Source organism: Pseudomonas sp. KK4, assembly GCF_001984065.1.
Taxonomy (GTDB): domain Bacteria; phylum Pseudomonadota; class Gammaproteobacteria; order Pseudomonadales; family Pseudomonadaceae; genus Aquipseudomonas.
Window position 1 is genome coordinate 21768 of the sequence record NZ_LYVP01000016.1, and the last position, 24426, is coordinate 46193.

Consider the following 24426-nt stretch of genomic DNA (forward strand, 5'->3'; position numbering starts at 1 on the left):
GCTCCCACAGGTTTGACCGAGTTCATTCATGAAAATACGGTCGAAGGTGGGAGCGGGCTTGCTCGCGAAGACTGACTGTCTGGTGCCGACTCGTTATGGCTTGACCACCACATCCTGCTCCAATACCAATTCCTTTTTCCCCGCATCCAACCTCACCAGCGCGCCCATCGGCAGTGTCAGGTTCGGGTCACAATGCCCGCTGCGCCATCCGGACAACACCGGAATTCGCAAAGGCTCGAAGGTCTGCTTGATCAGTCGATCCAGCGCAGCAGCCTCCACTCCCGCCACATCGCCCACCAATACCCCACGCAGCTTGCCCAGGGTGCCAGCCAGACGCAGATGGGTGAGCAACCGGTCAATGCGGTACAACGGCTCGTTGATGTCCTCGATAAACAGAATGACACCCTCGGCATCAATTTCGTAAGGCGTGCCCATGGTGGCGGCAATCATCGACAGATTGCCCCCCAGCAAGCGTCCGTGGGAAACGCCCGGCTCGATGGTCGTCAACGGATACGCCACCGGATGCGTCAGCACGCTGCCCGCCTTGACCTGCCCACGCAGCATGTTGAAGAACGACGACTCGGTGGGCTTTTGCCTGTCGCCGAGCAAATCCGCATTGAGCAGCGGGCCATGAAACGTCACGAATCCCGCATAACGGCTAATCGCCAGATGCAGCGCCGTGATATCGCTGTAGCCCACGAACGGCTTGGCGTTTTTGCGCAACAGTTCGAAATCGATGCGATCGAGCAATCTCGGTGTACCGTAACCGCCGCGCAGGCAAATGATCGCATCGACCTCTCTGTCGGCGAACGCGGCGTGCAGATCATTCAGGCGTATGTCATCGCTGCCGGCCAGGTAACCGTCCTTCTGGTAGACACCAGGAAAAATCTTCAGCGAATAGCCACGGGCGCGCATCCATTGCACGGCTTTATCGGTATCCAGCGGCGCGGGACCTGCTGGCGCAATGACGCCGATCCTTCCTTCGAGGGGCAAAGCCGAAACCGGGACGTGCGGACAAAGGATGGGGCTTGGTCGAACGGTCATCCATGAATCTCCCTGGGTGAAATCTTCAACACACAGTAGTCAGGTACGCGAGCAAACAGAAGAGGGTTCGTCGCCTCCGGACTGCGGGAAAACGCTGCCATCGCCGTGGGCAAGGCAAAAAAACGCCCGCAAGGCGCAAGGCTTTGCGGGCGCGTCTTCAGGCTGTCAGTGGATCAGGACGACATCAGCTCGGCCTTGACCAGCTTGGCCTGCTCGTCGGCATGGTACGAGGAACGGACCAGAGGGCCGGACGCGACGTTCTTGAAGCCCATTTTGTAACCTTCCTCGGCGAACCAGGCGAACGTGTCCGGGTGCACGAAGCGCTGAACCGGCAAGTGGCTACGGGACGGTTGCAGGTACTGGCCCAGGGTCAGCATGTCGATGTCGTGTTCGCGCATGCGCTTCATGACTTCGATGACTTCTTCGTCGGTTTCGCCCAGGCCCAGCATCAGGCCGGATTTGGTCGGAATGTGCGGCATCATCTGCTTGAAGCGTTGCAGCAGGGTCAGCGACCACTGGTAGTCCGAACCCGGACGCGCAGCCTTGTACAGGCGCGGCACGGTTTCCAGGTTGTGGTTGAACACATCCGGCGGCTCGGCGGCAGTGATTTGCAGCGCGATGTCCATGCGGCCACGGTAATCCGGAACCAGGGTTTCGAGCTGTACGTTTGGCGACAATTTGCGGATTTCACGGATGCAGTCGGCGAAGTGCTGGGCACCACCGTCGCGCAGGTCGTCGCGGTCCACCGAGGTGATCACCACGTACTTGAGTTTCAGGTCGGCAATGGCGATGGCCAGGCTTTGCGGCTCATTGACGTCCAGTGGCTTCGGACGACCGTGGCCAACGTCGCAGAACGGGCAGCGACGGGTGCAGATGTCGCCCATGATCATGAAGGTCGCGGTGCCGCCCGAGAAGCATTCGCCGAGGTTCGGGCAGGACGCCTCTTCGCAGACGCTGTGCAGCTTGTGTTTGCGCAGCAGGGCCTTGATGCGGTCGACTTCCGGGGAAACCGGAATGCGCACGCGAATCCAGTCAGGCTTTTTCGGCAGTTCCGTGGTCGGAATGATCTTTACCGGGATGCGTGCAACCTTCTCGGCGCCGCGCAGCTTGACGCCGGCTTCAACCTTGGCACGCGGGGCCGGACGCTCGGAGACATCAAGCGTCGGGATCATGGTTTGCACTGCATCAGTAGTCATATCAGTCGATTCCGCCCGTGAGGGTCGTCTGCTCAGCATAGTCGAGGTGTTTGACGAGCTGCGCGCGCAGCCGGGCACTTACCTCGGCAAATTCAATCGATCCTGCGTGCTCGCTCAGCTGGGTCATCGCCAGCCCGGCATAGCCGCAGGGATTAATCCGTCGAAACGGTTCCAGGTCCATGTCCACGTTCAGGGCCAGGCCGTGAAAGGAACAGCCGTGGCGGATGCGCAACCCCAGGGAAGCGATCTTCGCGCCATCGACGTAGACACCCGGTGCATCGGGCTTGGCCGCCGCGGTCACGCCGTAGCTGGCGAGCAGCTCGATCAGGCATGACTCCATGCGGGTCACCAGATCACGTACGCCGAAACCCAGCTTGCGTACGTCCAGCAACAGGTAGACCACCAGTTGTCCGGGACCGTGGTAGGTCACCTGACCACCGCGATCGACCTGCACCACCGGGATATCCCCCGGCAGCAACAGGTGCTCGGCCTTGCCGGCCTGGCCCTGGGTGAAGACCGGTGGGTGTTCGACCAGCCAGACCTCGTCGGCGGCATCGCTGCCGCGTTCGTTGGTGAAGCGCTGCATGGCGTGCCAGACAGGCTCGTAAGCCATCCGGCCGAGCTCGCGAAAGCCCAACGTACCGGACATCACAGCACCATGTGCACGAAGCCGGTAGCCCGCAGTTCGCTGTTGATGTTGTACAGCTGGTCCTGGTCGGTGGCGACGATGTGCAACTGAATCGTGGTGTACTTGCCGTTGCTGCTTTGACGCTCGTCCACACGCTCATCGTTGATCTTGGCGTGTTTGCGGACGATGTCGATGATCTTGTCCTTGTTGCCCACACCCGTATCGCTGATCACCTTAACCGGATAATCATTGGCAGGGAATTCGATCTTAGGCGCCTTTACTTCGGTATCGGTCATGGCGTAACGGCCTCGTAAGCGTAAGCCGTGGCGACGGGCACAGCCCCACGCTGGATCAGCGCGGGGCCATGCAGGTGCACACTATCAGTTGAACAAGCCGTAGAAGAATAGACGGATGCTATCCCACATGCGACGGAAGATACCACCCTCTTCGACGCCGTCCAGAGCGATCAGATCGGCGCTGTGCACCACTTTGTCGTCCAGTTTGACTTCGACTTTACCGATCACGTCGCCCTTGGCGATTGGCGCAACCAGTTGCGGGTTCATGGTCATGCTGGCGGCGAGCTTTTTCAGCTGGCCCTTCGGTAGGGTCATGGTCAGGTCTTCAGCCAGACCGGCCTTGACCTGGTTGGTGGCGCCCTTCCAGACAGGGGCCTGAGCCAGCTCGGCACCTTTCTGATAGAAGGTCTGGGTTTCGAAGAAGCGGAAGCCGTAGGTCAGCAGTTTCTGGGTTTCAGCGGCACGGGCCACTTCGCTGCTGGTGCCGAACACCACGGCGATCAGGCGCATGCCGTCACGTACCGCCGAAGACACCATGCAGTAACCGGCTTCGTCGGTGTGGCCGGTTTTCAGACCGTCGACGGTCTTGTCACGCCACAGCAGCAGGTTACGGTTCGGTTGCTTGATGCCGTTCCAGAAGAACTCTTTCTGCGAGTAGATCGCATAGTGAGCCGGGTCTTCGTGGATGATCGCGCGAGCCAGCACCGCCATGTCGTGAGCCGACGAGTAGTGCTCTGGGTTCGGCAGACCGGTCGGGTTCATGAAGTGGGTGTTGGTCATGCCCAGGTCGGCGACCGTCTTGTTCATCAGGTCGGCGAACGCGTCTTCGCTGCCGGCGATGTGCTCGGACAGCGCCACGCTGGCGTCGTTGCCCGACTGGATGATGATGCCGTGCAGCAGGTCGCTGACCGTCACCTGGGAGCCAACCTTGATGAACATCCGCGAACCGCCGGTACGCCAGGCGTTTTCGCTGACGGTCACCGGATCGTTCTCGCCGATCTGGCCACGACGGATTTCCAGGGTCGCGATGTACGCGGTCATCAGCTTGGTCAGGCTGGCTGGAGGCAGGCGCTGATCACCATTGTTTTCGACCAGCACGTTGCCGCTGCTGGCGTCCATGAGCACATAGGCCTTGGCGGCCAGTTGCGGTGGCGACGGCATCATCTCGACCGCGAACGCGGCAGGTGAGAGGAGCAGCGGGACTAGAAGGCACAGGCGTTTGGCAAAGGTGGTGATGTTCATCCGTCTCTCGAAATCGCTAATGGAAACTTGCCCAGCGGGCAAAACTATTCAAATGGCCTTCTAACGGGCCATCGCGTGTTCAGTTGCTCACTCAAGTCACCCTTGCCGGGTTTTTGTTTTTCGACGAGCCAACAACCTGGTTCACCCCCGACTGCGAGTGAACCGTCAATCAAGTCCTACGTATTACTCCGTGACCACACTCGGCGAACCGAGATTGGCCATGCGTACACTGTTCTGCACTTGCTGGATCTCACCCGGCGAACCGATCGGCCCCAGGCGCACCCGATGCAGAGTCTGCTGGTTGCGCACGATCGAGCTGATGAACACCGGAGCGCTCACCATCCCGCTGAGCTTGGACCTCAGGAGTTCTGCAGCGTCCGGGTTGGCGAACGCGCCCACCTGCAGAAACTGGCCAGAGGCTGGTGCAGAAGCGTTTTTTTTTGCGTCAGCCAGTTGGACTGGCACAACGGCGGCGGCGTGTTGCTGCGGCGGTGGCGTCCATTGCTCGACGGTACCGGCCGAAGCCGTGACAACCGGCGCGCTATTCTGCGCGACTTGCGGCTCGTTGAGCATTAAAGGCGCCGGACGGCCCTTGGCGGCCCACCATTGCTGCGGATCGATGCCTTCGACCTTGACCCTGGCGGTGCCGATTTCGGCATAACCGAGCTTCTTGGCGGCCGCGTAGGACAAATCGATGATCCGGTCCGAGTAAAAAGGCCCGCGATCGTTGACGCGAAGGATGACGCTCTTGTTGTTGTCCAGGTTGGTGACCCGGACATAACTCGGCAGCGGCAAGGTCTTGTGCGCGGCACTCATCCCGTACAGGTCATAGACCTCGCCATTGGCGGTGTTCTGGCCATGGAACTTGGTGCCATACCAGGAGGCCGTACCCGAGGCCACATAGGTCTTGGATTCCTGCAACGGGAAATAGGTCTTGCCCAGCACGGTGTAGGGGTTGGCCTTGTACGGGCCGCTGTGCAGGGTCGGCGTGGCATCCGGAATGCGCGACACGTCGACGTCCCACCAGGGCGCGCCATCCTTGTGGGCGCGGTTGATGTCCAGCCCCGGCGCAGAGCGCACGGCGGTGGAGGATTTCTGCGTCGGCGAACGGCTGGTCGAACAACTGGCGACCAGCACTGCCAACGCGGCAAATGCCATCAGCTTCAGGGGTTTATTCATAGGCAATGCCCGCATTACTTGACGCCCCGTGCTTGGACCAGCTGTTCAGACAGTTGATGTACGGCCATGGCGTACATCACGCTGCGGTTATAACGCGTGATCGCATAAAAATTCTTCAGGCCCATCCAGTACTCGGGGCCATTGTCGCCTTCCAGCCGGAAAGCGGTAACCGGCATATCATCGCGCAGCGCATCATGACTTGACCAGCCCAAGGCCCGCAACTCTCCAACGGTTTTAGTCGGCTCGATACCGGCGGTCAAACCCTCGTCGATCTGATCGCCGCGCACATCGGCCCGGCTGACCACCGGCTCGCCGGCGGCCCAGCCGTGACGCTTGAAATAACTGGCGACACTGCCGATGGCGTCGTCCGGGTTGTTCCAGATATTGATGTGGCCGTCGCCGTCGAAATCCACCGCATAGGCGCGAAAGCTGCTGGGCATGAATTGCGGCAGGCCCATGGCCCCGGCGTAGGACCCCTTCAAGGTCAGGGGGTCGACCTGCTCTTCCCGGGCCAGCAACAGGAACTCACGCAGTTCCTTGCGGAAAAATTCGGCACGGGGAGGATAGTCGAAACCCAGGGTCGACAATGCATCGATCACGCGGAAATTGCCGGTATTGCGACCGAAAAAGGTCTCGACGCCAATAATCGCCACAATGACTTGCGCCGGAACGCCGTATTCCTGCTCGGCCCGGGCCAGTGCTGCCTCGTGCTGACGCCAGAAGTCCACACCACGGGCAATGCGCGCGTCGGTGATGAACATCGGCCGATACTCATTCCACTGCTTGACCCGTTCGGCGGGTTTGGAAATCGCATCCAGGATCGACTGCTTGCGTTCGGCTTCGCGGAACACGCCCATCAACTGTTCGCCGGCAAAACCGTAGTCGCGGGTCATTTCACCGACGAACTCGGCCACTTGGGGTGAGCCGTCGTAATCGCCGGCCAACGCTTCCTGCGCGGTGCCAAGGATGCTTACCAGGCCGACCCACGGCGCATTTCGAGTCGCCCAGCCACGCATTACTTGCATTGAACTCTTCACCTTATTCAAACCTGCGCGATCCACTTGCGATGGGTATGGATCGACATCAAAACCCCAAACGCTGACAGCAGCGTCACCAGCGAAGTTCCTCCGTAACTAATGAACGGCAACGGTACCCCCACCACTGGCAACAGGCCACTGACCATACCGATGTTGACGAAAACATAGACAAAGAACGTCATGGTCAGCGCACCGGCCAGCAACTTGCCGAACAGGGTCTGGGCCTGGGCGGTAATCACCAGGCCACGACCGATCAGCAACAGATAGATCAGCAACAGCGCGCAGATACCCACCAGGCCGAACTCTTCACCCAGCACCGCAATGATGAAGTCGGTGTGGCTTTCCGGGAGGAAGTCCAGGTGCGACTGGGTACCCAGCAGCCAGCCCTTGCCAAATACGCCGCCGGAACCGATGGCTGCCTTGGACTGAATGATGTTCCAGCCAGTGCCAAGCGGATCGCTTTCCGGGTCGAGGAAGGTCAGGATCCGCTGCTTCTGGTAGTCGTGCATGATGAAGAACCACATGGCGATGGCCACGGGCACGGTGGCAGCCAGTACGCTGAGAATCCAGCGCCAGCGCAGGCCACCCATGAACAGCACGAACGCACCCCCGGCCAGGATCAGCAGGGAGGTGCCGAGGTCGGGTTGGCGCACGATCAGGATGAAGGGCACACCAATCAGCATCAGACTGATCCCCACATGCTTGAGCTGCGGCGGCAAGGTGCGCTTGGACAAATACCAGGCGATGGTCGCCGGCATCAGGATCTTCATGAATTCCGATGGCTGGAAGCGCACGACCCCGGGAATATTGATCCAGCGCGTGGCCCCCATGGCGTTGTGGCCCATGACATCCACCACCACCAGCAACAGCACACCGATCACATAGCCGACCGGTACCCAACGGGCCATGAAGCGCGGCTCGAACTGAGCGATGACGATCATCGAAACCAGGCCGATGCCGAACGATGTGGCCTGTTTGGCCAGCAAGTCCCAGCTCTTGCCACTGGCCGAATAGAGAACGAACAGGCTGCCGGCGGCCAGGGTCAGCAGCAAAACCAGTAACACACCATCGATGTGCATGCGTTGCAGCAGCGTCGCGCGACGCCGCATCACATCCTCACTGGAGAGCATGCGATCAAAATTATTCATCACGGGCCGTGGCCTCCGCGCTGGTAGGGCTGGCGTATTCGGCTTTGAGGCGACCGTCCTGGTCCAACAGCCAGGCGTCCATCACCTGACGCACCACGGGCGCTGCGACGCCGGAGCCGGACTCACCGTTCTCGACCATCACCGACACCACGATCTGCGGGTCGTCCGCCGGCGCGAAGCCCACGAACAAGGCGTGGTCGCGGTGGCGTTCCTGAACCTTGGAGCGGTCATATTTCTCACCCTGCTTGATCGCGACCACCTGGGCCGTACCACTCTTGCCGGCGATCCGGTACTGCGCACCGATCGAAGCCTTGCGCGCCGTACCGCGGGCGCCGTGCATCACCTGCTGCATGCCGTGGTTGACCTTGGTCCAGTCGGACGGATCGCGCAGGATGATGTCCGGCATCGGGTTGTGGTCCACCGGCTTTTCGCCTTCGATGGTCTTGGCCAGGTGCGGGCGGTTCCAGATGCCTTTGTTGGCCACCAGCGCCGTGGCCTGGGCCAGTTGCAGCGGGGTCGACTGCATGTAGCCCTGACCGATCCCTAGAATCAGCGTTTCCCCCGGGAACCACGCCTGACGGCGGGTTGCGCGCTTCCATTCGCGAGTCGGCATCAGCCCCGGGGATTCTTCGAACATGTCCAGAGACACCTTCTGACCGATACCGAACTTGCCCAGGTACGACGACAACCGATCGATCCCCAGCTTGTGGGCCAGGTCATAGAAGTAGGTGTCGTTGGAACGCATGATCGCCGTGTCGAGGTCGACGAAGCCGTCCCCGGTCCGGTTCCAGTTGCGGTACTTGTGATCGTAATTGGGCAGCATGTAGTAGCCGGGGTCGAACACTCGGGTCGACGCCGTCACCACGCCGGCGTCCAGTCCGGCAATGGCCACCGCAGGCTTGATGGTCGAGCCCGGCGGGTACAGGCCGCGCAGTACACGGTTGAACAGCGGCCGGTCGATGGAGTCGCGCAGTTCGGAATAGGCCTTGGAACTGATGCCGGTGACGAACAGGTTCGGATCGAAGCTCGGCTGGCTGACCATTGCCAGCACCTCGCCGGTTTTCGGGTTCAGCGCCACAACCGCGCCACGACGACCGCCGAGCGCGGCTTCGGCAGCTTCCTGCAGCTTGATGTCCAGGCTCAGGACGATGTCCTTGCCGGAAACCGGTTCGGTACGCTTGAGCACCCGCAACACACGCCCCCGAGCGTTGGTCTCGACTTCCTCGTAACCCACCTGGCCATGCAGTTCCGGCTCGTAGAAACGCTCGATACCGGTCTTGCCGATTTGATGGGTGCCGCTGTAACTGACCGGGTCCAGGGACTTGAGCTCTTTCTCGTTGATCCGCCCCATGTAGCCCACCGAATGCGCGAAATGCGCACCCTGGGGATAGTGACGAACCAGTTGCGCAACCACCTCCACCCCGGGCAGGCGGAACTGGTTCACGGCGATCCGCGCGATCTGCTCTTCGGTCAGCTCGAACAGGATCGGCACCGGCTCGAACGGACGGCGCCCCTGACGCATGCGTTTTTCGAAGACCACCCGATCCTCGGGCGTCAGCTCCAGCACTTCGACGATCACGTCGAGCACCTGTTGCCAGTCGCCGGAGCGCTCACGGGTCATGCTCAGGCTGAAACTGGGCCGGTTATCGGCAATCACCACGCCGTTGCGGTCGAAGATCAGGCCGCGAGTCGGCGGGATAGGCTGCACATGGACGCGGTTGTTTTCCGACAGGGTCGAGTGGTACTCGTACTGGATCACCTGCAGGAAATAAAGGCGCGCAATCAGCACGCCGATCAGTGCCACCACCGCAATTGCCCCGAACACGACGCGGCCACGCACCAGACGGGCGTCTTTTTCGTGGTCCTTGATGCGGATCGGTTGGGACATGGGGGCAGAACTACTTGTGGTAAGGGTGGCCGGACAATACGGTCCAGGCACGATACAGCTGTTCACCGATGAGGATGCGCACCAGTGGGTGCGGCAACGTCAACGGCGAGAGCGACCAGCGCTGATCGGCACGGGCGCAGACTTCCGGCGCCAGCCCTTCGGGGCCGCCGACCATGAAATTCACCGTGCGCGAGTCCAGCCGCCAGCGATCGAGTTCGACCGCCAGTTGCTCGGTACTCCAGGGCTTGCCGTGGACTTCGAGGGTGACAACGCGCTCGTTCGGCCCGACCTTGGCCAGCATGGCTTCGCCTTCCTGACGGATGAAGCGCGCCACGTCGGCGTTCTTGCCACGGGTGTTGAGCGGTATTTCCACCAGTTCCAGCGCCAGCTCGGACGGAAGACGCTTGGCATACTCATGCCAGCCTTCTTCCACCCACTTGGGCATGCGGGAACCGACGGCGATCAGTCGCAGTCGCACAGCCGTTCCTTATTCCTGGTCTTTGTTGAGCTTGTTGAAATGCTCGTGACCAACTTCAGGGCTGTGGTGTTTGCCATCGGCGGCACGGCTCTGCTCGGCACCTTTCCACAGGCGCTCCAGGTCGTAGAACTGACGGGCGTTGGAGGTCATCATGTGGACGATCACGTCGTCCATGTCCAACAGCACCCAGTCGCTGTCGCCCTTGCCTTCTTCACCCAGCGGCTTGATGCCCAGGGCTTTGACCGCTTCGCGGACCTTGTCCAGCATCGCGCCGATCTGGCGATTGGAGGTACCGGTGGCGATGATCATGTAGTCGGTGATGCTCTGCTTGTCGCGAACATCGATCACCAGTACGTCCTGGGCCTTGACGTCTTCCAGGGCGGCTACGGCGATCTTGACCAGTTCGTCGCCCTTTGGCGGCTCGGCGGCGAGGACTTTCTCAGGCAGCGGCGCACTCTTGAATGTGCCTTTGCGTTTTACTTTGCTTTCGTTGTTGCTCGTCATAAAAAACTCGTTTTGCTCGTTTGTTCGGGGCTTCGATACACGTTGTTGCCACGTGCCTTGAAGCACTCCTGTTCAGTTCGACGCACGGTAGAGTCCGTGCGCCTCGATGTAGGCCAGGACCGCGTCGGGCACCAGGAAACGTACCGACTTACCGCTGGCCAGCAGTTGACGGATCTGGGTGGCGGATACCGCGAGCGGTGTCTGCCAGACGAATGCAATCTGTCCGCTCGGCCCTTTGAGGGCCAGCGGGTCGCTCACCGAGCGCGCTGCCAGCAGGTTGCGCAAGGCATCCGGCGGTTCGCTGTCGGCATCCGGGCGTTGCAGCACCAGGATGTGGCAATGCTGGAGCAACTCTTCCCAGCGGTGCCAAGTGGGCAGGCCGCAAAATGCGTCCCAGCCCAAAAGTAGAAAAACCTGGGTCTCGTCGGCCATTTCGGCACGCATCGACTCCAGGGTATCGATGGTGTAGGACGGTTTGTCGCGCTGCAATTCGCGGTCATCCACCACCAACGGTGCCACACCGGCCACCGCGCACTCGACCATCGCCAGACGGTCCTTCGCCGACACCTGCGGCGTGTCCCGATGAGGCGGCCTGGCACTGGGTACCAGACGCAATTCATCGAGCGCCAGCGATTCGGCGACTTCCAGCGCACCGCGCAAATGGCCGATGTGCACCGGGTCAAACGTTCCGCCCAGTACGCCGATGCGTCTGCATCGAGGCGCGCTGGCGTTTACCGGGACTGACGGGTCGAAGTCGCCCAAGTCAGAGCGACTCCTGTCCGCGCAACTGGCCATCACCGACCACGACATACTTCTCGCAGGTCAGACCTTCGAGACCCACCGGGCCGCGGGCGTGCAGCTTATCAGTAGAAATGCCGATCTCGGCACCCAATCCGTATTCGAAGCCATCGGCGAAGCAGGTCGGGGTGTTGATCATCACCGACGAGGAGTCGACTTCAGCCACGAAACGCCGGGTTTCGCCCTGGTGTTCGCTGACAATCGAATCGGTGTGGTGAGAGCCGTAATGATTGATGTGCTCGATCGCCTGTTCCAACCCGTCGATCACGCGGATCGACAGGATCGGCGCCAGGTACTCGGTATTCCAGTCCTCTTCGGTCGCGGGCAGCGCATCGATGATCGTCCGTGTGCGCTCGCAGCCGCGCAGCTCGACGCCTTTTTCGCGGAACTGGGCAGCCATCGCCGGCAGGAAATCTTTGGCAACCATTTGATCGACCAGCAGCGTCTCCATCGCACCGCAGATGCCATAGCGGTAGGTCTTGGCGTTGAATGCGATGCGCTGGGCTTTGGGCAGATCGGCATGGGCACTGACGTAAACGTGGCAGATGCCGTCCAGGTGCTTGATCACCGGAACGCGGGCGTCGCGACTGACGCGCTCGATCAGGCCACGGCCACCACGGGGCACGATGACATCGACGTATTCGGGCATGGCGATCAGGGCACCGACGGCCGCCCGGTCGGTGGTTTCAACCACTTGCACCACCGCAGCCGGCAGATCGGCTTCGGCCAGGCCACGCTGGATGCAGGCGGCGATGGCACGGTTGGAGTGAATGGCTTCCGAGCCGCCACGCAGGATGGTCGCGTTACCCGACTTCAGGCACAGACTGGCGGCGTCGATGGTCACGTTCGGCCGTGATTCATAAATGATGCCGATCACGCCCAACGGCACGCGCATCTTGCCGACTTGAATCCCCGACGGCCGATAGCTCATGTCGCGGATCGCGCCGACCGGGTCCGGCAATGCGGCGACCTGGCGCAGCCCCACGATCATGCCGTCGATACGCGCTGGCGTCAGCGCCAGACGCTCGAGCAGCGCCGGCTCCAGACCATTGGCGCGGCCAGCGGCCAAATCCAGCTCATTGGCGGCGCTCAGCTCGGCACGGGCAGCGTCCAGCGCGTTGGCGGCGGCCTGCAGCGCGCGGTTCTTCTGCGCAGTGCTGGCACGGCCGATGACGCGGGAAGCCTCGCGGGCAGCGCGACCCAGGCGGGTCATGTAGTCAAGAACGGACTCAGTCATGGTCTGGCGTGGTCTTTGATCAGGTCTTGGTAAAGAGTAAAGCGGCAGATTATAGCTGTCGTGTCTCCCGACTAACAGCGGTGACGGGCGGATGGTCGAAATGGAGGGCCATTTGCCGACGTTCAGCCGGGATTAAGGCGCAAATTGTTATCATCACCGCTCACTCAGCCCTGACAACGCCGTTGATCATGTCCAATCTGACTGTTCGAACCTCCGCTTCGAGCCTGCCCAAGGGCCTGCCGGACGCTTTTTTCGACCGTGACCCGCAGATTCTGGCCCGGGACTTACTGGGCAAGGTCATTCGCCACAAGGTCGGTCATTTGTGGCTCAGCGCTCGAATCATCGAGACCGAAGCCTATTACCTCGCCGAAAAAGGCAGCCATGCCTCCCTGGGCTATACGGAAAAGCGTAAGGCTTTGTTTCTGGATGGCGGGCACATCTATATGTACTACTCCCGTGGCGGCGACTCCCTGAACTTCAGCGCACAGGGCCCGGGCAACGCGGTACTGATCAAATCCGCCTACCCTTGGGTCGACGATCTGAGCGGGCCGGCGAGCCTGGCGCAGATGCTGCTCAACAACCCCGACGCCCAGGGCCGCCCTCGCCCGTCGCAAAAGCTCTGCGCCGGGCAAACGCTGCTGTGCAAATCCCTTGGGTTGAAGGTGCCGGTATGGGATGCCAAGCGTTTCGACCATGAGATCCTGCTGGTGGAAGACGTCGGCCAGACACCCGCCCATGTCATCCAGGCCACGCGCCTGGGCATTCCCCAAGGGCGCGATGAACACCTGATGTACCGTTTCGTCGATGCGGCGTATGCGGCCTGGTGCACGCGGAACCCGCTGCGACGGGGACAGGTCGAAGGTCGCGATTATTTTGTACTGTCTTGAGTATTTTGCAGATCCCGCAGGGGCCTGCCGTGTCTTCAGCAATTGTGCCTGACATTCAATGGAGTTGTATTTATGGGCCCATGGCTCGATAGCGTGACTGCCTGGCTGACGCTCAATCCGCAATGGCTGGCGGCAGCGGTGTTCATCGTGTCCTTTGTCGAGTGCCTGGCGATCGCCGGGCTGATCGTGCCGGGAACGGTGCTGCTGTTCGCCGTGGCGGTACTGGCCGGCAGCGGAGCACTGTCGTTGAGCGAAACACTGCTGCTGGGCTTCGTCGCAGGCGTGCTGGGCGATGTGGTGTCGTATTTCCTGGGACGTCATTTCCATCAGAATATCCGGCGCCTGCCGGGGCTGCGTCATCATCCGGAATGGATCGCCAGGGCCGAGGCCTATTTCCAGCGCTATGGCATCGCCAGCCTGTTGGTTGGCCGCTTCATCGGGCCGTTGCGCCCCATGCTGCCGATGGTCGCCGGCATGTTCGATATGCCCTTCCCCCGCTTCTTCGCCGTCAGCCTCCTGGCCGGTGCCGGGTGGTCGGTGGCTTACCTGCTGCCGGGTTGGGCCACCGGTGCAGCGATTCGTCTGCCATTGCCCCAGGGTTTCTGGCCCCAGGCCGGGGTGGTGGCGGCGAGCATTGCACTGATGGTTGGCCTGAGCGCCACCAGCAGCCTGCGCAAGCATCGCAAGGCGACGATCTTCATCAGCGCAATGAGCTTTCTGATTCTGGCCGCACTGTTTATAGGTTACTCACAGCTGAACGCACTCGACCAAGGGATCATGACCCTGGTACAGGAACACCGCAGCCCGATGCTCGATGAAGTGGCCGTGGTGTTCACGCTGATCGGCGAATTCCACAACATGCTGGCCTTCAGTACCCTGTTGGTAGCACTGCTGCTGATTACCCGGCAATGGCGCCAGGCAATCTTCGCCTGCAGCACACTGCTGTTCACGGCGCTGGGCAACACCGCGACCAAACAGTTTTTCGCTCGGGTACGCCCGGAAGTGCTGAGCGATCCACTGGGCAGCTACAGCATGCCCAGTGGTCACGCCTCCGGCGCTTTCGCGCTGTTCCTCACCCTCGCCGTGCTCGCCGGTCGCGGACAACCGCCACGGATGCGCCTGACCTGGCTGCTGGTAGGCTGCCTGCCGGCGCTGGCGATAGCGCTGTCTCGGGTATATCTGGGGGCGCACTGGCCGACGGATGTGCTGGCCGGCGCGATGCTGGCCGCTTGTGTCTGCGCGGCGAGCCTGGGGCTGACTCAGCGGCGGACATCGCTCGACGCCATGCCGCAGAAGGTCTGGTGGCTGATATTGCCAGCGCTGGTGGCGTTGTTCGGGTTCTTCGTATTGCGGCATTTGCCGCACACGATGCTCAGATACGCCTATTAACAGGCGTCAGGCAAACAGTTCACCCTGCAACTCATCGAGCAGCGCCTGGATCGCATCCAGTCGCTGCTGCGGATCATCGAGTTGCAACAGGTCGATCTTGTCCAGTTCGGCAAAGGGCAGCAGGTAGGCCAACTGATTGGCCAGGGACTGTTGCCCGGTCGCTTCGGTGCCCATGTTCAGCGCTTCGACCATCGGGTGCTCCGCCAGCGCCCGAAGCAAGGCCACCAGGTCGGCATCTTCATCCTGCAGCGGTTGTTCCGGTTCATCTTCCAGCCACTCGACGTCGGCGACGATCAACTGATCGCGCTGCACCTCGGTGCGCAATACATGGAAGCGTCGACCGCCCTGCACGCGAATGCCCAGCAGGCCGTTGTCCTGGGTCTTGAAATCGGTGATCAGCGCTTCGCAGCCGACCAGCGCATAACCCGCCGGGGCGATGCCGACTTCTTCGCCCTCGAGGATGCACACCACGCCGAAGCCGCCGCCCTGTTTCATGCAGCGACCGATCATGTCCAGGTAGCGCGCCTCGAAAATCTGCAAATCGAGGATGCAACCTGGAAACAGCACCGTGTTCAGCGGAAAAAGCGGCAGACTCATAGACATTTCCTTAAACCACCATCGACACCGCCAACGGCAGCAACACCGCCGTGGCCACGCCCATCAAACTCATCGCCAGCGCCGCGAAGGCGCCGCATTCTTCGTTTTCCTGCATCGCCACCGCCGTGCCGACCGCGTGGGCGGTCATGCCCAACGCCATGCCCCGGGCCTCGGGGCTGTGCACGCCGAGCCGGGTCAACAGGCTCGGGCCGAAAATCGCGCCGATCACACCGGTGATCAACACGAACACCGCCGCCAGCGCCGCCACTCCACCAATCTGTTCGGCCACCAGCATGGCGATCGGCGAGGTCACCGATTTGGGCGCCATGGTCATCAGGATCATGTGTTCAGCGCCGAACCACCAGCCCAGCAGCACCCCCATTCCCGTGGCGACCACACCGCCTATCACCAGCGTAGTAAATATCGGCCAGAACAACTGCCGAATCCGTCGCAGGTTCAGGTACAGCGGCACAGCCAGGGCAACCGTGGCCGGGCCCAGCAGGATGCTGAGGATCTCGGTGCTCTTGCGGTATTCGGCGTAGGTCAGCCCGCAGCCCACCAGCACACCGATCACCAGCAACATGGAGACCAGCACCGGTTGCAAAAAGATCCAGCGGGTTTTCTCGAACGCCGCCAGCACCAGTTGATAGGCGCCCAGAGTTACGCCAATGCCGAACAACGGATGATGGATCACCGACGTCCAGGCGCCTTGCCAGTCAAGGGTCATTGGCTGTCCTCGGAAGGTTGTGCGTGACGCTTGATCAGGCGCTGCATCAGTACACCGGCGAAGGCCATGGACAGCAGCAGGGACAACACCAGCGCGCCGGTAATGGCCCAGAAATCCGCCGCAATGTCCTTGGCATACACCATCACGCCCACCGCTGGCGGCACCAGCAGCAAGGGCAAATAGCGCAGCAGACTGCTGGCCGCCAGGTTCAGCGGTTCACCGACCTGACCGCGACTGATCAGGAACACCAGCAGCAACAGCAGACCGACGATCGGCCCCGGCAGCACTGGTAAAAACAAATGGTTGATCGCTGTACCGAGCAGTTGAAACAGCACCAGCCAGGTCAGGCCACGTAACAACATCCTTCATTCTCCCGCAGAACCCGTCACCCGCAAGGGCGGGCCGGGCATTATAAACACGCCTGCCCTATGGATCGGCATTCGCCATAAGCATGGTCGGTTGACCGGAGCAATTCGCCATGTTGATCTAAAGTGGTAGACCGGGAGACCAGATCCCCCGGCTGAAACTATAAAACCGATGAACCCAAGGAGAGTCTCAATGCCCTATGTTCCAGTTGCAGAGCTCAATGATTATGTCGGCAAGGAACTTGGACGTTCCGAATGGCTAACGATCGATCAGGAACGCATCAACCTGTTCGCCGAAGCCACAGGGGACTATCAGTTCATCCACGTCGATCCGGTCAAGGCCGCGCAAACCCCCTTCGGCAGCACCATTGCCCATGGCTTCCTGTCGCTGTCGCTGATCCCGAAACTGATGGAAGACATCCTCATCCTGCCCGAAGGCCTGAAGATGGTGGTCAATTACGGCCTGGACAGCGTGCGCTTCATTCAACCGGTCAAGGTCAACTCCAACGTGCGCCTGAAGGTCGACCTGACCGAGGTGTCCGAGAAGAAACCCGGCCAATGGCTGCTCAAGGCCACCGCCACCCTGGAAATCGAAGGCTCGGACAAACCGGCGTATATCGCTGAACCGCTGTCGCTCTGCTTCGTGTAAAGCCTCACGGAAGCGAAGCAGCCCAGGCTGTTTCGCACCCGCTGCATTTCTACCGGCTGTATAAGGTCACATAGCTGCGGCATACTCGGTCGCCTAATTGCCCGGAACCCGCTATGCGCTCACTTGCACTCCTTGCCTTGACCCTGATGCTCACCGCGTGCGGTGACGGTGAATCACCGCTGCCTCCCGACGCCCGTCTGCCGGACGGCGGCCGCTATCGCGGTGATCTGGTCGATGGATTGCTGCAAGGCCAGGGCCGTATCGATTATCCCAATGGCAGCTGGTACGCCGGCGACTTCGACAAGGGCCAATGGCACGGCCAGGGCGAATGGCATGGCAGCAACGGCGAAGTCTATCGCGGGCAGTTCAACCAAGGCCTGTTCGACGGTCAGGGCAGCCTGACCACCAATGGCAGCAGCTACAACGGCGGCTTCAAGCTCGGCCGGCGCGACGGTGAAGGCACGCTCAAAGAAAACGGCATGACCTACCGCGGCGAATTCAAGGCCGATCAGTATTCTGGCCTGGGTCGCCTGGAACTCGAAGACGGCAGCGCCTATCAAGGCCAGTTCGCCCACGGCAAACCCAACGGCGAAGGACAGCGCAGCGACGGTAACGGCAATCAGTTCACCGGGCGCTTCGTCGACGGTCAGCTGGAAGGCAACGGGACATTCAACAGCGCAGACGGCGACACCTATGTCGGGGCCTTCAAGAACAATCAACTGCACGGCAAGGGTCGCTACGAAAACGCGGACGGCGATGTGTGGCTGGGTCAATTCAAGGAAGGCTCGCTCAATGGCAAGGGCGAACTGATCGGCGCCGACGGCAGCCACTACATCGGCTACTTCAACGATTGGCGTTTCAGTGGTCAAGGCCGCCTGAACCTGGCGGACGGCAGCTTCTACACCGGCCAGTTCGACAACGATGCCTACGCCGGTCGCGGCACCCTGGTGCTGACGGATGGCTCGGTGCTCAGCGGCACCTGGATCAATGGCCAACGGGTGCGCGATGCCGATGGCAAGTTGCTGCCCGACACCCTCGAACTCGGCCTGCTGTCCCAGGGGCGCCTACTGGAAGATGCCTTGGGCAACGTACCGGCCTCGACCCCGGCAGTGGAGCTGTACACCCTGACCCTGGGCGGCGACGGCAAGCAAAGCGTGTTCCTGCGTGAATCGGACTACGTTGCCAACATGCTCACCAGCCGTTTCGGCGCCTTCGGCCAGATTCGCCTGGTCAACCATCGCGATCACCTCAGCGACCGGCCGATGGCCACCCGGGAAAACCTGCGTCGCGCCGCCGTGACCCTGGCAGAACGCAGCGGCCCGGAAGACTTGATTTTCATCTACCTGACCAGCCACGGCACCAGCGAGCATGAACTGGTGCTCGACCAGCCGCGCATGGAACTGGCCGACCTGCCGGCGGACGAACTGGCGGCCGTGCTGGCGCCGCTGAAGAACCGCGACAAAGTGATCGTGATTTCGTCCTGCTACTCCGGCGGCTTCATTCCCGCCCTCAAGGACGAACGCACCTTGATCATGACCGCTTCGCGAGCCGATCGCGTGTCGTTCGGCTGCTCCGAAGAAGCCAACTTCACCTATTTCGGCGATGCTCTGTTCGCCCAGGCCCTAAACCAGACCGATGACCTGGAACAAGCCTTCAAACTGGCCAAGGCCACCGTCGCCGAGCGTGAGCTGGCCGACGGTTTCGAAGCGTCTGAACCGCAGATCTGGGCACCGAAAACCGTGCTTTCCCATTGGCAGTTATTGCGCAAACAGCAAGCCCGCAAAGCCCTGCAAAGTGTGTCGATCGACGGCAAGGATGCAAAGACCAACTAAGCTGAACAGTATCAAGGGAGAAACACTATGTACTTGACGCCTCAGCACGTACTGCTTGCCGGAGCCACAGGCCTGACCGGTGAGCACCTGCTCGACCGCTTGCTCAATGAGCCAACGATATCGCGGGTTCTGGCACCTTCACGCCGGCCGCTGGCCAAGCATCCGCACCTGGAAAACCCGGTGGGCGACCCGGCAATGTTCCTGCCGCAACTGAGCGGCCGGGTCGACATCGCCTATTGCTGCCTGGGCACCACCATCAAACAGGCCGGCTCGGAAGAAGCGTTTCGCGCGGTGGACCTGGACATGGTCGTGGCGTTCGGCAAACGCGCCCGGGAGATGGGCGCGCGGCACCTGATCGTGATCAGTGCCCTGGGGGCCGATCGCCGGTCTTCAATTTTTTATAACAAGGTCAAAGGCGAGATGGAGCACGCCTTGCGCGCCCAGGATTGGCCGCAGCTGACCATCTGTCGCCCTTCGCTGCTGCTGGGCGAACGCACCGAACCACGTCTGGGCGAGAAGGTTGCCGGGCCATTGTCTCGGCTGATTCCCGGCAAGTACCACGGCATCGAAGCTTGCCAACTGGCCCGCGCGATGTGGCGTTTGGCGCTGGAGGAGCAGGATGGGGTGAGGATTGTCGAGTCGGATGAATTGAGGAAGTTGGGCAAATAAGCTGCGGTGCCCTGGCGGACGCCTTCGCGAGCAAGCCCGCTCCCACATTGGACCGCGCTCTCTCAAGCGCCCCGGTCAAATGTGGGAGCGGGCTTGCTCGCGAAGGACGCGCCACACATTCCCGCCTTAAGCTACAACCCGCCCGTCGCCTGAAAACTCACCCCAATCACCGTCAACACCGACAACGGCAGCAGCAACGTATCAAGCAATGCACTGGCCGGCAGATCCACCCCCGGATAACTCGGTGCTTCGGCGCCAAAACGGTCCATCGCGCAACAACCGCCATTCATCGCATACACATCCAGCCGCGTCCCGGCGTACACCACCGGTGCCCCTGGCTTGGCCGCATCCAGCGTGCGCGCGGTGGCACAGCCCGCCAGTTGCACCGCCAGCAACACGATCAGCAGCTTATTCATCGCTGGACAGATGGTTTTCGCCCCAACGCGGCAGCATGTCCTGAGGAATGTTCAGCAGATTGAGAATGCGCGCCACCACGAAATCGATCAGGTCATCGATGGTTTGCGGCTGGTGGTAGAAGCCCGGCGATGCCGGCAGGATCGTCACCCCCATGTTCGACAACTTGAGCATGTGCTCCAGATGGATGCTTGAATACGGCGCTTCCCGGGGCACCAGAATCAGCTGACGGCGCTCCTTCAAGGTTACGTCGGCGGCACGCTCGATCAGGTTATTGCAGGCGCCGGTGGCAATGGCGGACAAAGTGCCAGTTGAACACGGCACCACCACCATCGCCGCTGGCGCGCCGGAGCCCGAGGCCACCGGCGACATCCAGTCTTCCTTGCCATATACCCGAATCTGCCCGGCAGCAGCGCCGGTGTATTCGGTGAGGAACGCCTGCATCATCTGCGGCTTGGCCGGCAGCGTGACGTCGGTTTCGGTGGCCATCACCAGTTGCGCGGCCTTGGAAATCAGGAAATGCACTTCGCGGTCGTCGCGCACCAGGCAATCGAGCAGGCGCAAGCCGTACTGGGCGCCGGAAGCGCCGGTCATCGCCAGCGTGACGCGGTCCGGGCCGTTATTCATTTGAGCGCCTCGGCGAGTTTGCCGTGCAGGCCGCCGAAGCCGCCGTTGCTCATGATCACCACGTGCGTGCCCGATTGCGCCTGGCTTTTCACCCGTTCGATGATGCCTTCCAGCGAATCGCTGACAATCGACGGCACGGTGCACAGCGCCGCCGTCGCCCCCAGGTCCCAGCCGAGGTTGGCCGGGGCGTACCAGATCACCTGATCGGCATCAACCACGCTTTCCGGCAAGCCGTCGCGGTGCGCCCCAAGCTTCATCGAGTTGGAGCGCGGCTCGATGATCGCGATCAGCGGCGCATCGCCAATGCGCTTGCGCAGGCCGTCGAGGGTGGTGGCGATGGCGGTCGGATGGTGGGCGAAGTCGTCATAGATGGTGATGCCGCGCACTTCGGCGACTTTTTCCATCCGCCGCTTCACGCTTTTGAACGCGCTCAACGCGGCGATGCCCATGGACGGCACCACACCGACGTGGCGCGCTGCAGCCAACGTGGCCAAGGCATTGGCGACGTTGTGCTGGCCGGTCATGTCCCATTCGACCACACCCTGGGAAACCCCTTCGAACATCACTTCGAAGGCCGAACCGTCTTCGCTGAGCAACTTGACCTGCCACTGACCACCGGCACCGGTGGTTTGCACCGGGGTCCAGCAACCCATTTCGATGACCCGCTGCAATGCAGGCTCGGTGGTCGGATGAATCACCAGGCCTTCGCTCGGGATGGTCCGCACCAAATGGTGGAATTGCCGTTCGATGGCTGGCAGATCGGGGAAGATGTCGGCGTGATCGTATTCCAGGTTATTCAGGATCGCGGTGCGCGGACCGTAGTGGACGAACTTGGAACGTTTATCGAAAAAGGCGCTGTCGTATTCATCGGCTTCGATCACGAAAAACGGTGTGCCGCCCAAACGCGCCGACACCGAGAAGTTCTGCGGTACACCGCCAATCAGGAAGCCCGGGCTCATGCCCGCGTGCTCCAGCACCCAGGCAAGCATGCTGCTGGTGGTGGTCTTGCCGTGGGTGCCGGCAACCGCCAGCACCCAGCGCCCTCGCAGGACGTGCTCGGCCAGCCATTGCGGGCCGGAAACGTAAGGCAGGCCTTTGTTGAGCACATATTCCACCGCCGGGTTGCCGCGGGACATGGCATTGCCGATCACCACCAGGTCCGGCGCCGGATCAAGCTGCGCCGGGTCGTAGCCCTGGGTCAACTCAATGCCCTGAGCCTCCAGCTGAGTGCTCATCGGCGGGTAGACGTTGGCATCGGAGCCGGTCACGTGATGGCCCAGCTCTTTGGCCAGAACCGCCATCGAACCCATGAAAGTGCCGCAGATACCAAGAATATGAATGTGCATAGTCGACCTCGTAAAACATGGCCGCAGGTTAGCTTAGGGAGGGGAAATTCGCACTCTTTAGCTGCGGCTGCCCCGACCACTGTGGCGAGGGGGCCGTCAGCGGGCGATACCGTGCTTGCGCAGTTTGCGGTAGAGGGTATTGCGACTCACACCAAGCTGTTCGGCGGTATGGGTCATGTGCCAGCGCGTATGCTCCAGCGCATTGAGTAGCGCCAGCCGCTCGGCATCCGCCAGCGGACGTTCCGACGCTTCAATGGGGTGTACCGCCAATGGCCGGGACTGGCGGATCATCACCGGCAAATCCTCCAGACCGACTCGCCCGCCATCGCACAACGCGGCCAGCGTGCGCAGCACATTACGCAACTGCCGCACGTTGCCCGGCCAGGCAAAGGCCAGCAGGGCCTGGCGTGCCGGCTCATCGATCAGTACCGTTTCCCCTCGCGCTTCTTCGGCCAGCAAAAAGTCGAGCAGCTGCGATTTATCACCGCGCTCGCGCAACGCCGGCAGCGCGACTTCCAGGCCATTGAGCCGGTAATACAAGTCTTCGCGGAAGCTGCCCTCCTGGACCCGAGCCAGCAGATCACGGTGAGTGGCGCTGATGATCCGCACGTTGATCATCTGTGGCTCGCCACCGATGGGCACCACCTGACGGTCTTCGAGCACCCTCAATAGCCGGGTCTGCAATGCCAGGGGCATGTCGCCGATTTCATCGAGGAACAAGGTCCCGCCATCGGCCTGCTGCAACTTGCCGCGCATGCCTTCCTTGCGCGCCCCGGTGAAACTGCCGCCGCGATAGCCGAACAGTTCACTTTCGATCAGGCTTTCGGGGATGGCCGCGCAATTGAGGGCGACGAAGGCCTTGTCGGCGCGCTGACTGGCGTGGTGCACCGCTTTGGCGAATGCCTCCTTGCCCGAACCGGTTTCGCCGTGGATCAGCAATGGCGCGTCTCGTTCGTACACCCGCAGGGCCTTGCGAAAATCCGTCTGTAACGCGGCGTCACCCAGGCAGATCCCGGGCAGTTGCGCACGGTCCTCAATGACAGGGGCCGGTACCCGTGGCATCGGTGTGCGCGGGGCCTGCCCGCGCAAAACGGCAAACAGCCGCCGCCCGTCACGGGTACGCAACGGCCAACCGGCGCTGGCATCAGGGCTGGCACGGCCGAGCATTTCATCGAGTGTGCAGTCGAAAAATGCCTCCACCGGTTGCCCCATCAAACCGCCACGGCCCTGCCCCAGCAGGTTCAGTGCACTTTGATTGACCGCGCAGATGTGCCCCTCCCCGTCGAACGCCAGCAGCCCTTCGCTGAACAGGCCGACAGATTCGGCCTGCAGATGAAATCGCAGCAACCACTGGTTGGCGAAGTTGCGCAGGAAATAGCTGCTCTCGATCATTTTCGCCGAAAGATTGACCAAGGCCATAGTGTGGAACTGGCTCTGGCGCGACACATCGGGCCGCGCCGAGGACACGTCGAGCACTGCCAGCAGTTCACCATGCGGGTCGAACACCGGGCTTGCCGAGCAGGTCAGGCCGGTGTGGCGGCCGCGAAAATGCTCGTCTCGATGAATGGTCAGCGCCTGGCGCTCCACCAGGCAGGTGCCAATGCCATTGGTGCCCTCGCAGGCCTCGCTCCAGTCGGCGCCGAGCCAGAGCCCTGCCCGCTCAAAAATCTTGCGCTCGGTGGGGGCCGTCACACAGTTGAGGATCACGCCACGAGCATCGGTCAGCAGCACCGCATGGCCCGCGCCGCAAAGCTGCTGATGCAGGCTGGTCATTTCATTGCCAGCAATGTGCAACACCTGCTGCAGGCGCTCGCGACTTTCGAGGACGCGGCCATGCTCCAGCACCGTTGGCGCCATGGTCAGGGCAGGATCGAGGTGATAGTCCTCCAGGCACCGCAGCCACGACCGGGCGATGGACGGATCAGTGCCAGGCCCGTGCAAATGGGCTTTGCCCTGGGTCACGGTCAGAACCTGTTGGGCATGGCGACTCAAGTGGTTGTCGTGCATTTCTTATTGTTCTCCCCGAAAGGTTTCCACGTTCCTGCTGGCGACATCAACGGTGCGGATTGCCCGAGCATCCTCCAGGCCGGCCGTCATTGCAATGCTGGCAAGACCGGCCCGTCACAGGCTGTGCCATAAACGGTACAAAGTGTCACGGGCAGTGTATCGATAGCGTCACGCGCGCTCTCCACCGGTCCGACAAAAACAACGCAAAGCCTTGATTTGCCTGACCTGCAAGGCAGTGGCCC

The 24426-nt window shown here is 61.7% G+C and carries 25 protein-coding genes; 5 read left to right on the forward strand and 20 right to left on the reverse strand.

Translation table 11 applies throughout. The annotated features are described in order from the left end of the window. Positions 1 to 93 precede the first annotated feature (93 nt). From B0W55_RS08455 to B0W55_RS08515, 13 genes are all read right to left on the reverse strand, one after another. Positions 94 to 1044 carry an LD-carboxypeptidase gene (locus tag B0W55_RS08455; protein WP_077045556.1) on the reverse strand — a complete coding sequence of 317 codons (951 nt, stop codon included), beginning with the start codon at positions 1042 to 1044 and terminating at the stop codon, positions 94 to 96. Between the two features lie 173 nt (positions 1045 to 1217). Further along, positions 1218 to 2240, reverse strand: coding sequence for a lipoyl synthase (lipA, locus tag B0W55_RS08460; RefSeq protein ID WP_077045557.1), 1023 nt, complete (start codon positions 2238 to 2240; stop codon positions 1218 to 1220). A 1-nt stretch (position 2241) separates the two neighbouring features. After that, positions 2242 to 2889 (reverse strand): lipoyl(octanoyl) transferase LipB, encoded by a 648-nt coding sequence (gene lipB / locus B0W55_RS08465; protein ID WP_077045558.1) that lies wholly within the window; start codon positions 2887 to 2889, stop codon positions 2242 to 2244. After that, positions 2889 to 3164 (reverse strand): DUF493 domain-containing protein, encoded by a 276-nt coding sequence (locus tag B0W55_RS08470; RefSeq protein WP_077045559.1) that lies wholly within the window; start codon positions 3162 to 3164, stop codon positions 2889 to 2891. Before B0W55_RS08470 ends, lipB begins: the two co-directional genes overlap by 1 nt. 84 nt (positions 3165 to 3248) lie before the next feature. Next, positions 3249 to 4406 (reverse strand): D-alanyl-D-alanine carboxypeptidase family protein, encoded by a 1158-nt coding sequence (locus B0W55_RS08475; RefSeq protein ID WP_077045560.1) that lies wholly within the window; start codon positions 4404 to 4406, stop codon positions 3249 to 3251. A 183-nt stretch (positions 4407 to 4589) separates the two neighbouring features. Beyond that, complete coding sequence (locus B0W55_RS08480) at positions 4590 to 5600, reverse strand: septal ring lytic transglycosylase RlpA family protein (RefSeq protein ID WP_077045561.1); 1011 nt, start codon at positions 5598 to 5600, stop codon at positions 4590 to 4592. Next, positions 5600 to 6610 (reverse strand): lytic murein transglycosylase B, encoded by a 1011-nt coding sequence (mltB, locus tag B0W55_RS08485; protein ID WP_077045562.1) that lies wholly within the window; start codon positions 6608 to 6610, stop codon positions 5600 to 5602. Before mltB ends, B0W55_RS08480 begins: the two co-directional genes overlap by 1 nt. A gap of 17 nt (positions 6611 to 6627) precedes the next feature. Beyond that, positions 6628 to 7731: a rod shape-determining protein RodA gene (gene rodA, locus B0W55_RS08490; protein ID WP_077045563.1), complete on the reverse strand. Its 1104-nt coding sequence runs from the start codon at positions 7729 to 7731 to the stop codon at positions 6628 to 6630. A gap of 31 nt (positions 7732 to 7762) precedes the next feature. After that, positions 7763 to 9658 (reverse strand): penicillin-binding protein 2, encoded by a 1896-nt coding sequence (gene mrdA, locus B0W55_RS08495; protein WP_077045564.1) that lies wholly within the window; start codon positions 9656 to 9658, stop codon positions 7763 to 7765. Positions 9659 to 9668: 10 nt separating this feature from the next. Beyond that, positions 9669 to 10136, reverse strand: coding sequence for a 23S rRNA (pseudouridine(1915)-N(3))-methyltransferase RlmH (gene rlmH, locus B0W55_RS08500; protein WP_007937439.1), 468 nt, complete (start codon positions 10134 to 10136; stop codon positions 9669 to 9671). Between the two features lie 9 nt (positions 10137 to 10145). Continuing rightward, positions 10146 to 10640 (reverse strand): ribosome silencing factor, encoded by a 495-nt coding sequence (rsfS, locus tag B0W55_RS08505; RefSeq protein WP_007975896.1) that lies wholly within the window; start codon positions 10638 to 10640, stop codon positions 10146 to 10148. A 72-nt stretch (positions 10641 to 10712) separates the two neighbouring features. Further along, on the reverse strand, positions 10713 to 11435 hold the full coding sequence (gene nadD / locus B0W55_RS08510) for a nicotinate-nucleotide adenylyltransferase (protein WP_077045565.1): 723 nt from the start codon (positions 11433 to 11435) through the stop codon (positions 10713 to 10715). Next, positions 11404 to 12675 carry a glutamate-5-semialdehyde dehydrogenase gene (locus tag B0W55_RS08515; RefSeq protein ID WP_077045566.1) on the reverse strand — a complete coding sequence of 424 codons (1272 nt, stop codon included), beginning with the start codon at positions 12673 to 12675 and terminating at the stop codon, positions 11404 to 11406. Before B0W55_RS08515 ends, nadD begins: the two co-directional genes overlap by 32 nt. A gap of 188 nt (positions 12676 to 12863) precedes the next feature. On the opposite strand from B0W55_RS08515, the gene B0W55_RS08520 reads away from it, so the two are divergent. Both B0W55_RS08520 and B0W55_RS08525 read left to right on the forward strand, forming a co-directional pair. Beyond that, positions 12864 to 13562: a DNA-3-methyladenine glycosylase gene (locus B0W55_RS08520; protein ID WP_077045606.1), complete on the forward strand. Its 699-nt coding sequence runs from the start codon at positions 12864 to 12866 to the stop codon at positions 13560 to 13562. Between the two features lie 72 nt (positions 13563 to 13634). Beyond that, positions 13635 to 14951: a bifunctional DedA family/phosphatase PAP2 family protein gene (locus B0W55_RS08525; RefSeq protein WP_077045567.1), complete on the forward strand. Its 1317-nt coding sequence runs from the start codon at positions 13635 to 13637 to the stop codon at positions 14949 to 14951. A gap of 6 nt (positions 14952 to 14957) precedes the next feature. On the opposite strand, the gene B0W55_RS08530 is transcribed toward B0W55_RS08525, so the two are convergent. From B0W55_RS08530 to B0W55_RS08540, 3 genes are read right to left on the reverse strand one after another with little or no spacing between them, the layout of a single operon-like run. Further along, positions 14958 to 15548, reverse strand: coding sequence for an LON peptidase substrate-binding domain-containing protein (locus tag B0W55_RS08530; protein WP_077045568.1), 591 nt, complete (start codon positions 15546 to 15548; stop codon positions 14958 to 14960). Between the two features lie 10 nt (positions 15549 to 15558). Further along, entirely contained in the window at positions 15559 to 16275 is a 717-nt protein-coding gene (locus B0W55_RS08535; protein WP_077045569.1) for an LrgB family protein, read from the reverse strand. Continuing rightward, positions 16272 to 16637 carry a CidA/LrgA family protein gene (locus tag B0W55_RS08540; protein WP_077045570.1) on the reverse strand — a complete coding sequence of 122 codons (366 nt, stop codon included), beginning with the start codon at positions 16635 to 16637 and terminating at the stop codon, positions 16272 to 16274. The genes B0W55_RS08535 and B0W55_RS08540 overlap by 4 nt, the downstream gene beginning before the upstream one ends. Before the next feature lie 196 nt (positions 16638 to 16833). Between B0W55_RS08540 and B0W55_RS08545 the strand changes: the two genes are divergently transcribed. The 3 genes from B0W55_RS08545 (at position 16834) to B0W55_RS08555 (ending at position 19790) form a co-directional block, all read left to right on the forward strand. Continuing rightward, positions 16834 to 17289 (forward strand): MaoC family dehydratase, encoded by a 456-nt coding sequence (locus tag B0W55_RS08545; protein WP_077045571.1) that lies wholly within the window; start codon positions 16834 to 16836, stop codon positions 17287 to 17289. 113 nt (positions 17290 to 17402) lie between these two features. After that, a complete protein-coding gene (locus tag B0W55_RS08550; RefSeq protein WP_077045572.1) occupies positions 17403 to 19121 on the forward strand; it encodes a C13 family peptidase in 1719 nt (572 codons plus the stop codon). A gap of 27 nt (positions 19122 to 19148) precedes the next feature. Then, complete coding sequence (locus B0W55_RS08555; protein WP_077045573.1) at positions 19149 to 19790, forward strand: oxidoreductase; 642 nt, start codon at positions 19149 to 19151, stop codon at positions 19788 to 19790. Positions 19791 to 19921: 131 nt separating this feature from the next. Here the strand turns inward: B0W55_RS08555 and B0W55_RS08560 are convergent, their stop codons facing one another. From B0W55_RS08560 to B0W55_RS08575, 4 genes are all read right to left on the reverse strand, one after another. Beyond that, a complete protein-coding gene (locus B0W55_RS08560; protein ID WP_077045574.1) occupies positions 19922 to 20206 on the reverse strand; it encodes a YceK/YidQ family lipoprotein in 285 nt (94 codons plus the stop codon). Further along, the gene (gene ubiX / locus B0W55_RS08565; protein WP_077045575.1) at positions 20199 to 20831 is read right to left on the reverse strand and encodes a flavin prenyltransferase UbiX; all 633 of its coding nucleotides are present in this window, start codon (positions 20829 to 20831) and stop codon (positions 20199 to 20201) included. Before ubiX ends, B0W55_RS08560 begins: the two co-directional genes overlap by 8 nt. Beyond that, positions 20828 to 22177: a UDP-N-acetylmuramate:L-alanyl-gamma-D-glutamyl-meso-diaminopimelate ligase gene (gene mpl / locus B0W55_RS08570; RefSeq protein ID WP_077045576.1), complete on the reverse strand. Its 1350-nt coding sequence runs from the start codon at positions 22175 to 22177 to the stop codon at positions 20828 to 20830. The genes ubiX and mpl overlap by 4 nt, the downstream gene beginning before the upstream one ends. Before the next feature lie 96 nt (positions 22178 to 22273). Next, positions 22274 to 24184, reverse strand: coding sequence for a sigma-54-dependent Fis family transcriptional regulator (locus tag B0W55_RS08575; RefSeq protein ID WP_077045577.1), 1911 nt, complete (start codon positions 24182 to 24184; stop codon positions 22274 to 22276). Between the last annotated feature and the right edge of the window lie 242 nt (positions 24185 to 24426).

Coding starts and splice junctions, on each gene's coding strand:
- B0W55_RS08455 (WP_077045556.1), bottom strand. CDS start 1,044: ATGACCGTTCGACCAAGCCCCATCCTTTGTCCGCACGTCCCGGTTTCG.
- lipA (WP_077045557.1), bottom strand. CDS start 2,240: ATGACTACTGATGCAGTGCAAACCATGATCCCGACGCTTGATGTCTCC.
- lipB (WP_077045558.1), bottom strand. CDS start 2,889: ATGTCCGGTACGTTGGGCTTTCGCGAGCTCGGCCGGATGGCTTACGAG.
- B0W55_RS08470 (WP_077045559.1), bottom strand. CDS start 3,164: ATGACCGATACCGAAGTAAAGGCGCCTAAGATCGAATTCCCTGCCAAT.
- B0W55_RS08475 (WP_077045560.1), bottom strand. CDS start 4,406: ATGAACATCACCACCTTTGCCAAACGCCTGTGCCTTCTAGTCCCGCTG.
- B0W55_RS08480 (WP_077045561.1), bottom strand. CDS start 5,600: ATGCGGGCATTGCCTATGAATAAACCCCTGAAGCTGATGGCATTTGCC.
- mltB (WP_077045562.1), bottom strand. CDS start 6,610: ATGCAAGTAATGCGTGGCTGGGCGACTCGAAATGCGCCGTGGGTCGGC.
- rodA (WP_077045563.1), bottom strand. CDS start 7,731: ATGCGGCGTCGCGCGACGCTGCTGCAACGCATGCACATCGATGGTGTG.
- mrdA (WP_077045564.1), bottom strand. CDS start 9,658: ATGTCCCAACCGATCCGCATCAAGGACCACGAAAAAGACGCCCGTCTG.
- rsfS (WP_007975896.1), bottom strand. CDS start 10,640: ATGACGAGCAACAACGAAAGCAAAGTAAAACGCAAAGGCACATTCAAG.
- nadD (WP_077045565.1), bottom strand. CDS start 11,435: ATGGCCAGTTGCGCGGACAGGAGTCGCTCTGACTTGGGCGACTTCGAC.
- B0W55_RS08515 (WP_077045566.1), bottom strand. CDS start 12,675: ATGACTGAGTCCGTTCTTGACTACATGACCCGCCTGGGTCGCGCTGCC.
- B0W55_RS08520 (WP_077045606.1), top strand. CDS start 12,864: ATGTCCAATCTGACTGTTCGAACCTCCGCTTCGAGCCTGCCCAAGGGC.
- B0W55_RS08525 (WP_077045567.1), top strand. CDS start 13,635: ATGGGCCCATGGCTCGATAGCGTGACTGCCTGGCTGACGCTCAATCCG.
- B0W55_RS08530 (WP_077045568.1), bottom strand. CDS start 15,548: ATGAGTCTGCCGCTTTTTCCGCTGAACACGGTGCTGTTTCCAGGTTGC.
- B0W55_RS08535 (WP_077045569.1), bottom strand. CDS start 16,275: ATGACCCTTGACTGGCAAGGCGCCTGGACGTCGGTGATCCATCATCCG.
- B0W55_RS08540 (WP_077045570.1), bottom strand. CDS start 16,637: ATGTTGTTACGTGGCCTGACCTGGCTGGTGCTGTTTCAACTGCTCGGT.
- B0W55_RS08545 (WP_077045571.1), top strand. CDS start 16,834: ATGCCCTATGTTCCAGTTGCAGAGCTCAATGATTATGTCGGCAAGGAA.
- B0W55_RS08550 (WP_077045572.1), top strand. CDS start 17,403: ATGCGCTCACTTGCACTCCTTGCCTTGACCCTGATGCTCACCGCGTGC.
- B0W55_RS08555 (WP_077045573.1), top strand. CDS start 19,149: ATGTACTTGACGCCTCAGCACGTACTGCTTGCCGGAGCCACAGGCCTG.
- B0W55_RS08560 (WP_077045574.1), bottom strand. CDS start 20,206: ATGAATAAGCTGCTGATCGTGTTGCTGGCGGTGCAACTGGCGGGCTGT.
- ubiX (WP_077045575.1), bottom strand. CDS start 20,831: ATGAATAACGGCCCGGACCGCGTCACGCTGGCGATGACCGGCGCTTCC.
- mpl (WP_077045576.1), bottom strand. CDS start 22,177: ATGCACATTCATATTCTTGGTATCTGCGGCACTTTCATGGGTTCGATG.
- B0W55_RS08575 (WP_077045577.1), bottom strand. CDS start 24,184: ATGCACGACAACCACTTGAGTCGCCATGCCCAACAGGTTCTGACCGTG.